This window comes from Vallitalea okinawensis (genome assembly GCF_002964605.1).
GTDB classification, from domain to species: Bacteria; Bacillota; Clostridia; order Lachnospirales; family PQDH01; genus Vallitalea_A; species Vallitalea_A okinawensis.
Map to the genome: position 1 here is coordinate 39487 of NZ_KZ672986.1, position 12816 is coordinate 52302.

Genomic DNA, 12816 nt, shown 5'->3' on the forward strand with positions numbered 1-12816 from the left:
CCATATATGAAGTGTTAATGTAAAATAATCTAGAAAGAAAGAAGGTGATAAAATGCTCAATAAAGAAGAATATCAACTTATTATTGATGCATCTGTTCTTTATTATCTTGAAGGAAAGACACAGAGTCAAATAGCTAAAGAACTTTATTTATCAAGACCTAAGGTATCTAGGTTATTAAAAAAAGCGAGAGATTTACAGATCGTTAATATAACCATCAATTATCAAAACGGTGAGTTTGAAAAACTCCAAAGTGAAGTTAGACGGTCTTTCAATGTACCTCATGTGGTTATATCTAAGACATTATCCAATCGTGAGAATACATTGGATGAGGTGTGTAAAGCAGCAGCGAAGGAATTGAGTATGGCTCTTAGAGACGATATGACTCTTGGAATATCTTGGGGAAAACATGTGCGTACTACAGCTAAACACATGAAACCGAAATCCTTTTCAAATATGAGGATTGTAGAATTATTCGGTGCCATTAGTTATGATATCGATGTGAATGATATGTTGAGTATAGGACGTTCATTATCGAGTAAACTTAAAGGGAAATTGTATCCACTACCCTCTCCCATCTATATTAATGATCCAATAGCCAGAGAAGCTATTATCAATACGCCCGTCATTAAAGACACTTTATCAATGATTGAGAACTGCGATTTAATTGTTACTGGCATAGGTTCCATTCAAGATGGGGAATCAAAACTTGATAATACGTTACAGACTTTATGGGATAATTACGTGGAGTCTAATATTAAAGAAAAGATAGTTCAGCAAGGGGGAACAGGCTTCTTGCTAGCGCATTTCTTTGATAAGAATGGGAATTTCTTAGATATGGATATCAACAGAAATGTAGTTGGAATTAAAACACAAACTATTAAAGAGAAAAAAATCATAGCTATTGCCTCTGGACGTAAGAAAGCTAAAGCTATCTATAGTGTTCTTAAAGGTGGTTTTATTCATACCTTAGTATCTGATGAGGAAACCTTAAAGGATGTTATGGAACTCTATAATGAAGAGAGGAAATAGGGAGGAATTATGAAGATCATTAATGGTATTGGCGCAAGCGAGGGTATCCAAATAGGAAAGATTTATAAATACGAAGTTACTGAGTTATCTATTATTAAAAAAGATATTATTGATATTGATAAAGAGTTGGCAAAATTAGAGGTCAGCTTAGATAAAAGTATGAATGAGATTGAGGTAATTAGATGTAATACTTTAGAAAACATGGGAGAAGATGCAGCTGCGATCTTTAGTGCTCATCTAGAGATACTTAAAGATCCAGAACTCATTGATGGTATAAAAAATCTGATAGTAGCAGACAAAGTTAATGCAGAATATGCTGTAGATACCATTACGAAGCAATTCCTTTCAATATTTGAAGCTATGGATAATGAGTATATAAGAGAACGTGCTGCTGATATTAAAGATGTTGCTAAAAGGATGATTGAACATATACTAGGTGTACAGTCTCAGGGCTTAGATAGTCTTTTTGAACCTGTTATTATACTTGCTAAAGATTTAACACCATCTGATACAGCTAGTCTTAATAAACATTACGTCATGGGATTTATAACAGAAATAGGTGGACGAACCAGTCATAGTGCTATAATGGCTAGAACAATGCAGATACCAGCAGTAACAGGTGCTTCTAATGTTTATGAGGAATTAGAGACAGGTGATAGGGTTATCCTTAATGGTATCACAGGTGAAATCATTCTTCATCCAACAGAAGATGCTATTCATTCTTATAAAGAGCGCGTACAGCAGTTTATTGAAGATAAAAAGAAGTTACAAGAGTTTAAGAACTTTAAGAGTAAGACGAGAGATGGTATTTCTTTTGATATTGCTGCTAATATTGGATGCCCTGAAGATATTGATCAAGTCTTAGAAGTTGGAGCAGATGGCATTGGACTATTTAGAACAGAATTTTTATACATGGGCCGGGAAAAGTTCCCTACAGAAGAAGAACAGTTTTCAGCCTATAAAACAGTATTAGAAAAAATGGAACAGCGTCCAGTGGTCATTCGTACTTTAGATATTGGTGGAGATAAAGAATTAGATTATTATCAAATGCCAAAAGAGTTGAATCCCTTCTTAGGGAATAGAGCCATTCGTCTTTGCTTAAATGAACCAGAAATATTCAAAGTCCAGATCAGAGCATTATTACGAGCTAGTGTTTATGGTAATTTACATATCATGCTTCCAATGATAGCCACAATCGATGAGTTCCGTAGTGTTCGTAATGAGATTCACAAGATAGAAAAAGAGCTGATTAGTGAAGGGGTTCAAGTTAATCCGGAATATAAATTAGGGATTATGATAGAAATTCCTTCAGCAGCACTTTCAGCATCAGTTTTTGCTAAAGAAGTGGACTTTTTCTCAATTGGTACCAACGATCTTATTCAATATACATTTGCTGCAGACAGAATGAATGAAAAGGTATCATATCTATATCAACCCTTTCACCCATCACTACTTCGATTAGTTAACATGGTAGTAGATGCAGCTCATAAAGAAAAGAAATGGGTTGGCATGTGCGGTGAAATGGGTGGCGATACAAAAGCTCTACCGTTATTACTTGGACTGGAGCTGGATGAAATTAGTATGAGCGCTCCTACGGTTTTAAAAGTACGTTCATTGGCTTCCAAAATATCAAAAATTGATGCTAAGGTATTACTTGAAGAATCGCTCATGAAAGAAAATCAGGAACAAGTCCTAGAATTGGTTGAAGATTTTCTGACTAATATTGAAGATTAATGGAAAGGGATGATTAGTTAGTATGGTAAAACAAACAGTTGAAGTAACAAACCCTACAGGTTTACATGCAAGACCTGCAGCAGATTTTATAAAAATCGCATCAAGTCTTCCTTGCGACGTAAGTATTGAGAAGAATGGTAAAGAAGTGAATGCCAAAAGTATACTTGGACTTTTAGCTTTAGCAATAGCTAAAGGAGATTGTATAGATATTATTACTGATGGTGAAGGTGAGCAAGATGGGTTAAAAAAGTTAGTTGATTTTGTTAAAAACATAAAAGAATAGATTTAAATTTATAAAACTCCTTAAGATATTTTAAAAGGAGTTTTTTTCTTTATTCTATTTTTCTACAATGTTATAATAGTCTTAAAATATTTTGAAAATATGTAAGTAAGACTACTATAAGGAGTAAATCTATGAAAAAAAGATTCTTTAGCCTGGAACATAAAGTACTCATTTGCTTTATACTGTTATCCATTGTACCAATCATATTGACAAGCTATATGGTTTATAAACAAGTATCTGTCATATTAAAAGAGAATATAGCTGAATCCAACTTAAGTACTGTCCAGCAAATAGGTTCAATGATGGAACATGTGGTTTCAGATGTGAACAAAGTTTCCTTACATATTATATATAATGAAGCAGTGAGGCAATTATTAATGATGCCTTCTGATACGTCCCATAAAGATATATCACAACTAAATAATGAAATATATGAGCAATTATTGTTTCATATTAGCTCAACAGAGTATATTGATTCCATGTATATAGAAGGGGATAATGGATTATCATTTACTATCAATGGAACTGGGTTAGTCATATCCATTAATGAGGAGCTGCAAAAACGTGCTATAGAAAAAAATGGAGGAAGTATTTGGGTTTACGAAGAATTAGAAACAGTCAATGTTCAGAGAAAAAACGTACCAGTATATTCTCAAGTCAGGTTAATTAATGACTATCTTAATATAGAACCATTAGGCATACTACGGGTTAATGTAAAAGAAGAGAATATTGCTAAAATTTATGAAAAAGATATCAATGGTAAGAAAGGGAGCTATTATATCATTGATTCCAATCAAAATATTATTTCCTCATCTGACAAAAAGATGTTAAACAGTAAGATCAATAAAAGTCTACTACAAGGAATAAATCAAGAAGAACAATTCTGGTATTATGAAACCGTCATGGAAAATAAACAATTTTTAGTGACGTATTATTACATGCAAGATTTAGATTGGTATTTGATCAATTTAATACCCATCGAGGATATTTTATCTGAAATGAACATTATACGTAACATAACCGTTATGATTCTGGTCATTAGTATTATCATTTGCATAATACTCTCAAGGTTAATTTCCTATAAGTTTCTTCATCCATTAAAGGAACTAAAAAACGTGATGGAAGATGTTGAACAAGAAGATTTCTCTGCTAGACTAACCTTAAAGCGAAATGATGAGATAGGTATCTTAGCCGCTACTTTTAATAAAATGTCTAAAAGATTAGAAGAATTACTCACTCAAGTTTATTATGCTAAGATTATGCAAAAGGAAGCAGAACTGAAGGCTTTAGAAGCCCAAATTAATCCACATTTTCTATATAACACATTGGATGTGATCTATTGGAAGTGTAGAATGGAAAAAGCTCATGAATCTGAACGGTTAATTATTGCGTTATCAAAATTATTTCGATTGACTCTAAATAAAGGGAATGAATTTACTACACTTGGTAAGGAGTTAGATCATCTAAAAAGTTATATGACCATACAGCAGGTTAAATATGAAGATGATGTTACATTTAGTATCAATGTTGATGATGATATTCTCGATTGTAAAGTCATTAAGTTAGTTTTACAACCTATAGTAGAAAATGCTTTAATTCATGGTGTAGGCAAGAGGGTGGAGGAAGGAAATATTTGGGTTAAAATCATCAAACAACAGGAGGATCTTGTGTATATTATCAAGGATGATGGTATTGGAATAGACCAACATATTATCGATGAAATTTTATATAAGAAAGAAAATAGTCAAGGTTATGGCATGAAAAATGTTAATGAACGAATAAGATTGCATTTTGGAGAAGGTTATGGGATTGATTTCTTTTCAGAGGAGGGAAAAGGAGTTACTGTTCTTGTAAAGCAACCTTTTATTAGAGGGGATGGGTTATTGAATGATCAAAATGTTAGTAGCTGATGATGAAAAGGTCATAAGGAAAGGAATTAAAGATTCTATTGATTGGTATCAGTATGGTATTGAAATTGTTGCTGAAGCATCAAACGGGGAAGAGGCACTAGAGAAGACTAAGCAATATGAACCAGATATAGCTGTTATTGATATTAAAATGCCAATGATGGATGGATTAGAGTGTACTAAAAAAATAAAGACGCATTTTCCAAACACTAAAGTCATTATTCTCACAGGCTATGATAAATTTGAGTATGCAAAACAAGCTATTAAATACCAAGTAGAAGATTTTTTATTAAAGCCTATAGGGGCTGATGAACTGATTCATACTGTAACCAATCTTAAAGATCAAATTGAAAAGGAAAGAAAAAGTAAAGAGCAACAAAGGTTAAATCATCATTTAATTTATGAGAATCTCTCTATTTTGCAGGTTCAATTTTTAAATGAAATTATTAATAAGCAAATGACTGATGTAAAAAACATCATGACAAAAAGTGAACAGTTAAAATTAAACTTCAATGGACCTTGGTATCAGGTATTCATTTTAGAGATAGATAATTATTATTTTATGTTAGATGAATTACCCGTTTCTGAAAAGAATACTATCACTCAAGATATGATGACCATCATTCAAGAAATATTAGATGATTATGTGGAGGGGACTATCTTTTCCAATAACTCTAATTATATTATTGGAGTAATCAACATTAAACAATCACAAATGGATATCTTTGATGTATGCGAGGAAATAAAGGATACGCTATTTAATAGCTTTAAGATATCGGTTACAATTGGAGTAGGGAAAAAGTACAATAAAGTTACATTAATGGATCAAAGCTATAATGAAGCTTTTACTGCATTAAGAAAAAAAGCTTATATAGGCAAAGGGAAAATTATTCAGTTTTCAAATGACGATACAGCTATAGAAGGTTTTTTCTTAATTGAAGAAAGAAATGATTATGATAAGAAGATGATTGAGCATGTGAAATCATTAGAGGATGAAGGTATAAATGAGACCATCGATCTCCTTATCAAAGATTGTATTTATAGAAAACTAGATTATAATACAATAAAAAGTATGTGTTTAAGAATTATCTATTTAGGACTAAACTTGCTTGAAGAGATGGAACTTAATTACGATCAATTAACCTTAAAAGATCCTTTTATGGAGATTAATAAGTTAGAAACAGTATATGACCTAAAGAAATGGATGAAGGAAGTTTTTGAAGCAATCATTCAATTTATTAAAGAGAATAGAAAGAATACGTATAATACAATCGTTACAGTTGCTATTGATTATATGAATCAACATTATAATGAAAATATTACTCTGGAAACATTAGCTAATATTGTTTATGTCACACCTAATTATTTTAGTCGAGTATTCAAAGAAGAAACAGGAGAAAATTATAAAGAGTATTTAACAAAATACCGGGTGGAACAAGCCAAGCATTTATTAAAGGATGTTAGATATAAAACTTATGAGGTAGCTGAGATGGTTGGCTATAGTAATTATCGTTACTTTACCCACAATTTTAAGAAATATGAAGGCTGTACACCAAGAGAATTCAAGAAAAAAAGTGTATAAACAACAAGTTATATTTACAGAGTGTGTTGTAAGTTTTACAACACACTCTAATTGTGATAATTATAGTACTTTTTTATAGATTACATCTCTTTTTTTCTTAACACATTATTATATAATGAATATACATACAAGGCCTTGTTACGAATTTAATGGGAGGTTACGAAATATGTTAAAAAAATTAATAGCGTTTATAATTTGTATGGCAATGGTTTTTTCATTTGTGGGATGCACTCAAGATAATGAGAGTAATGATGTAGCGAATAATGTAAGTGAAGATGTGACTAAAGAAAGTGATACAACAAAGTCAGAGCCAGAAAAAACTGAGAAAAAAGAAGTTGTTGTATCAATGATGTCAACACATAACGAAGCAAGTAAAGATGAAGATGCTCGTGTAGAGATTTTCTATGATGCTGTCGATAAAACAAAAGAACTAAATCCAAATCTTAAAATAGAAGTCGAATATATTCCTCATGATGCTTATCAAGATAAAGCTCAAATCTTAGCTGCAGCAGATGAATTGCCTGATCTTTTTGAAGTGAAAGGATCTTGGACTAAAAATTTCGTTGAAAATGGTAGATTGCGTAGTTTAAATGATATTTTGGATTCAGATCCAGCATGGAGAGATAGTTTTATTCCTGGGGGTTATCTAAACTTCCTAGTAGATGATCAAATATATGGATTATGCATGGATTCTGGTGGACTTACTCACGTCATTTACTATAATGAAGATATCTTTAATGAATGTGGTATTGAAATCTTCCCAGAAACAATGCCAGAGTTTGTTGAAGCCATTGAAAAAATAAAAAGTAAAGGGTATCTGCCTATTTCAATGGGTAATAAAGGAAATTGGTTAGCTGAGTCATGTTATTTAAGTACAATTGGTGCAAGATTCACTGGTCAAGATTGGAATAAAAGTATTGTAGAAGGAACAGGTGCATCCTTTGCAGATCCAGAATTTATTTCAGGATTAGCAGTGATGTATGATTTAGCATTGATGGGGGCTTTTAACGAAGACTTAAATAGTGTTGAATATAAGCAGCAAAGAGTTCCTTATTATAACGGAGAAGCTGCTATGTTTGTTGAAGGAAACTGGGCATTAAGTTCATTAATTAAGGATTGTTCTGAGGAAGTTCTTAATGCAACTCAACTAGCAATTTGGCCTGCAGTTGAAGGTTCATCACAGCCTCAAAATTATATTAGTGGTGGTACAGGCGGCTGGGCCCTTTCACTTAATGCACAATTAGAAGATGAAAAGGTACCCTATGTTACGGATTTTTATCAGTCATTATTTACTGAAGAGTATTCAAAGAAAATGTATGAAAATGGTAAGACTCCAAGTATTCAAAGTGATACATATGATAAATCAAAATTACATCCATTACAAGTTGATTATTTCAATATAGTAGCTGGATTTGAACCTTGTTCAACTTATGACTTAGTTTTTGATCCTGCTGTAATCGAAGTTATGAATTCTGGACTTCAAGAATTATTAATTGATGCAATAAGCCCTGAAGAGTTAGCTGATAGAATTCAGAAAGAATATGAGGACGTTAAGTAAATTGACACAAATAAATGTAAACATCTCTCCATTTGGTGAGAGATGTTTACATAGATGTTTATGAAGTAGAGGTGAGATATTTGATTAATGATAGTTTAAAACCAAGTAAGCGTCAATTCTTATTATTTTTAGGTATTCCTGTTATCTGGTATTCCTTTGTTGTATTGTTACCTGTATTTGGAGCCATAAGGTATAGTTTTTTTGATTGGTCAGGTGGACCGAACATGGAGGCTGTGGGATTTGCTAATTATATGGATATTTTACAGGATGATTTATTTTGGAGATCTTTAAAGAATAACTTAGTCATCATTCTATATTGCATTATTGGACAGATTGGTATCGCACTTGTATTATCAGCATTATTACAATCAAAATTCATAAAATTCAAAAAAATCCATCGATCAGTTATATTTTTTCCAGTTGTTTTATCCTCTGTCGTTATCGGGTTCGTTTGGACTATTATATATAATAAGGATTATGGACTATTAAACTGGCTATTATCTACATTGAACTTAGATTTTTTAATTCATCCATATTTAGATGATCCTAAAACCATACTTTTGTTTGTTAGTATTCCTCTTATATGGAAGTACATTGGTTATTACATGGTTTTACTTTTATCAGGAATGTCAACGATTCCAACATCTGTACTGGAGATGTCAGAAATTGATGGTGCTACAGGATGGAGAAAGCTTGTCTATATTATTTTTCCTCTTATTAAAAGTACAATTATTGTATGTATCATGCTATGTATCGCAGGTAATATGAAAATATTTGATCATATATTAGTTATGACTGGTGGAGGACCCGGAACAAGCTCCATGGTATTAGCTATATATGCGTATAAGCAATCATTTGTAAAATATAAATTAGGCTATGGTAGTGCAGCATCGGTATTAATATTAATTATTAGTTTGGGTATCGTACTAACCACTCGGTATATAGCAGGGAGGGAAAAAAGTGATAATTAATCATACTCTAAGAAAAGTTGGACAATTAATCATTAACATGTTTATATGTATATTTTCTATCTCATGTGTTTATCCCATTGCTTGGATTTTTTATTCATCATTGAAAGAATCAAGTGAATTCAATCGGGATATTATAGCCTTACCTCAATCGCTTAATTTTGATAACTATATTAAAGCATTTCAAAACAGTAATTTAGCAAAATACTCATTTAACAGCTTGTTTAATGCTACTGTATCAACAACCATCATTATTATATTAGCCTTTATATTAGCTTATTTTATATCTCGTTTTAATTTTAAGGGAAGAAAGATATTATATATCATGTTTTTATTTGGTATGCTTGTTCCTGTTCATGCATTATTAATACCTATTTTTATTCAATTTAAAAATGCTGGATTTTTTAATAAACGTTTTACACTCATTTTACCCTATGTTGCATTTGGTTTACCATTTACATTATTTCTTTTAGAAAGTTATCTAAATGGTGTACCAAAAGAATTGGATGAAGCAGCCATGATCGATGGAAGTGGGTTATCTAGGACAATGTTTACAATTATACTACCATTATGTAAACCTATGCTAGTAGCTGTAGGGATATTGAGTTTTTTTGGAAACTGGAATGAATTTTCTTTTGCTTTAGTATTAATTAACTCTGACAAGTATAAAACAGTTTCTTTGGCTTTACAGAGTTTTAGTGGGCAATATGCTACTGATTACCCTACTCAAATGGCAGCTATGGTAGTAGCAATAGCTCCAGTACTCGTTTTATATCTTATCTTTAATAAAAAAATTATAGAAGGTATGGCAGAAGGAGCTGTAAAAGGATAGGAAGAAGGGAAATGTATGAAACAAATCATCTTGAACGGTGAGTGGCTTTTTAGAAAAGCTACTGAAACAGAGTGGATAAATGCAGAAGTACCGGGATCAGTTTGTAAAGATCTATTAAGAGTAGGATTATTAGAGAATCCATTCTATAGAGATAATGAATGGACTACCTATGAGGTATTAAAAAATGATTTCGTATATGAAAAAGCATTTGAAGTAAGTCAAGATTTCCTTACTATGGACCAATTAAACTTAGTATGTCAAGGTCTCGATACAGTGGTTGATATTTATTTAAATAATCAGTTATTAGCTCAGGTCGATAACATGCATCGAACCTATAAGTTTAATGTGAAAGATTACTTAATTGCTGGTGAAAATAAAATAAAATTCTATTTCCATTCAATGATCAACTATGCGTTAAAAAAGCATGAAGAGAATCCAATTTATGATGCATCAGATACGGTAAGTGGTTTTGAACAAGTCCGAAAGGCTCATTGCATGTATGGATGGGATTGGGGTCCAAAATTACCGGATATGGGCATATTTAGAGATATAGAAATAGTAGGCTATAATCAAGCTGAATTAGAAGATGTTTATATTGTTCAAAATCACGAAGAAAATAGAGTACAACTGGATTTACTTGTTCATACAAAAAGATTAAATAACAGCCCTTTAAATTGTACAGTCAATGTGACATCACCAAGTGGCGAAATAATGACGGCGGTAAGGGCGTTAAAAGAGGAAAAGGAAAAACTATCTATTGAAATCTCATCCCCAGAATTATGGTGGCCTAATGGCTATGGACAGCAACCTCTATACGATGTGGAAGTTATATTAAAAAATGAGGATGAAACTCTTGATACATATGAATGTCGAGTAGGCTTAAGGACCCTATCTGTCAAGCAAGAAAAAGATGAGTGGGGTCAATCCTTTGAATTTGAGATTAATGGACTATCAATTTTTGCAATGGGGGCTAACTATATCCCAGAAGATAGTATTATAACGAGATGTAATAAAGAGAGAACAAGAAAACTGCTTGAGCAATGTATTGAAGTCAATTTTAACTGTATTCGTACATGGGGCGGCGGCTACTTCTTAGATGATTATTTTTATGAGCTATGTGATGAAATGGGATTGATTGTATGGCAAGATTTACTCTTTGCTTGTGCACCCTATTTATTGACAGATGATTTTATTGAAAATATTAAAAAAGAAACAGAAGATAATATCAAACGATTGAGGAATCATCCCTGTATAGGATTATGGTGCGGAAATAATGAATTAGAGTGGGGATGGACAGACTGGGATATGGGATTTGGTACAGATCCTAAATTAAAGGCGAATTATATTAAGCAATTTGAATATATATTACCTGAAGTAGCGAAAGAACATGATCCTAATAGATTCTATTGGATTGCTTCACCTTCTTCAGGTGGATCTTTTGATCATCCAAATGATGAAAACAGAGGTGATGTTCATTATTGGGAAGTGTGGCATCGATTAAAACCCTTTAAAGAGTATCGTAAATATTACTTTAGATTCTGCTCTGAGTTTGGATTCCAATCATTTCCATGTCTGAAAACAGTTGAATCGTTTACGCTGCCTGAAGACAGAAACATTTTTTCTTATGTCATGGAAAATCATCAAAAGAATGGCCAAGCTAATGGTAGAATTTTAGGGTACTTAGCTCAAACCTTTAAATATCCTAAGAACTTTGATTCTTTACTTTATACTTCACAATTACTACAAGCAGAGGCTATTAAATACGGTGTTGAGCACTGGAGAAGAAATAGAAATAGATGTATGGGAGCGATATATTGGCAATTAAACGACTGTTGGCCTGTAGCCTCTTGGGCTAGTATTGATTATTACGGGAGATGGAAAGCATTACATTACTTTGCAAAAAGATTTTTTGCTCCTATCATGTTATCTGTAGAAGATACCGACTCAATAGTTCGCTTTGCAGTTGCTAATGAAACACTTGATACTTTTAAAGGTCAGATAAAATGGTATTTAAGAAAGAATAATGGTGAAGTATTAGACAGTGATACAATTGATGCTGAAGTTAAGCAATTATCATCTAAATATATGGATTCATTAGACTTTAGTAATGACCTTTTAACAAAAGAAGAGAGGTTCTCTACCTATATGGATTATTATTTAATATGCGATGATCAAATTATAGGTAGTGGTAGTACCCTATTTACTGAACCTAAATATTTTAAATTCTTAGATCCCAAAATTTCATTTGAAGTCATTGATAATGGTCAAGACTTTACACTCAGCTTTAAAACAATTAATTATGCGAAATATATAGAAATTGATTTTAAAGATATGGATATAGTATTAGAGGATAATTACTTTGATATGAATAAAGATATTGGGAGAATAATTAATGTATCTAAAGATACTTTACCTGAAAATATTAATCGAGAATGGCTTAGTGATCATATCTGTATTAGAAGTATCTATGATATGAGTCAATAAAAGAAAGGTAACTATGGCGAAGGGGTGTAGAGTCCCTTCGCTATTGTGAATGTTAATATGCAATTGATTTGCTTTTTAGAAACTATTCTATTGAATTTTATTTAATAATATGATTTTCATCAATTATAGAAATTGATTGAAAATAATAACTTTACATATGCTGTTGACAGTGTAGGAGAGAGATGATATACTAGTCTTCGTTGTCAGGAAAACAACACAAAACGACATAAAAGTAAATAAAGTGAATTGATTACAATATTTAATAATAAAAATCAAATTATTACAATTGATATCAAAAACTTATTGACAAATGTCGAAACATTTGATAGAATATAATTCTGTTGCGAAAACAACAGATGACAATTTAGAACATTGGAAACTGAACAGTGTAACACATACCCAAGAAATAAACTTTGATTTCGTTAGAATTTAATTCTA

9 protein-coding genes are annotated in these 12816 nt (G+C 31.8%); all 9 read left to right on the forward strand.

The genetic code is table 11. The annotated features are described in order from the left end of the window. Positions 1-52 precede the first annotated feature (52 nt). Entirely contained in the window at positions 53-1030 is a 978-nt protein-coding gene (locus tag C1Y58_RS00230; RefSeq protein ID WP_105613983.1) for a sugar-binding transcriptional regulator, read from the forward strand. A gap of 9 nt (positions 1031-1039) precedes the next feature. Then, positions 1040-2764, forward strand: a complete 1725-nt coding sequence (gene ptsP, locus C1Y58_RS00235; RefSeq protein WP_242985297.1) for a phosphoenolpyruvate--protein phosphotransferase — start codon at positions 1040-1042, stop codon at positions 2762-2764. Between the two features lie 22 nt (positions 2765-2786). Then, the gene (locus tag C1Y58_RS00240) at positions 2787-3047 is read left to right on the forward strand and encodes an HPr family phosphocarrier protein (RefSeq protein WP_105613985.1); all 261 of its coding nucleotides are present in this window, start codon (positions 2787-2789) and stop codon (positions 3045-3047) included. Between the two features lie 131 nt (positions 3048-3178). Beyond that, entirely contained in the window at positions 3179-4957 is a 1779-nt protein-coding gene (locus tag C1Y58_RS00245; protein WP_105613986.1) for a sensor histidine kinase, read from the forward strand. Further along, positions 4935-6536: a response regulator gene (locus C1Y58_RS00250; RefSeq protein WP_105613987.1), complete on the forward strand. Its 1602-nt coding sequence runs from the start codon at positions 4935-4937 to the stop codon at positions 6534-6536. The genes C1Y58_RS00245 and C1Y58_RS00250 overlap by 23 nt, the downstream gene beginning before the upstream one ends. Positions 6537-6702: 166 nt before the next feature. Then, a complete protein-coding gene (locus C1Y58_RS00255) occupies positions 6703-8094 on the forward strand; it encodes an extracellular solute-binding protein (RefSeq protein ID WP_157949867.1) in 1392 nt (463 codons plus the stop codon). 80 nt (positions 8095-8174) lie between these two features. Next, positions 8175-9065, forward strand: a complete 891-nt coding sequence (locus C1Y58_RS00260; protein WP_170311469.1) for a carbohydrate ABC transporter permease — start codon at positions 8175-8177, stop codon at positions 9063-9065. Next, positions 9055-9894 (forward strand): carbohydrate ABC transporter permease, encoded by an 840-nt coding sequence (locus tag C1Y58_RS00265; RefSeq protein ID WP_242985298.1) that lies wholly within the window; start codon positions 9055-9057, stop codon positions 9892-9894. Before C1Y58_RS00260 ends, C1Y58_RS00265 begins: the two co-directional genes overlap by 11 nt. A gap of 15 nt (positions 9895-9909) precedes the next feature. Next, positions 9910-12378 (forward strand): beta-mannosidase, encoded by a 2469-nt coding sequence (locus tag C1Y58_RS00270; RefSeq protein ID WP_105613989.1) that lies wholly within the window; start codon positions 9910-9912, stop codon positions 12376-12378. The last annotated feature ends 438 nt before the right edge of the window (positions 12379-12816 follow it).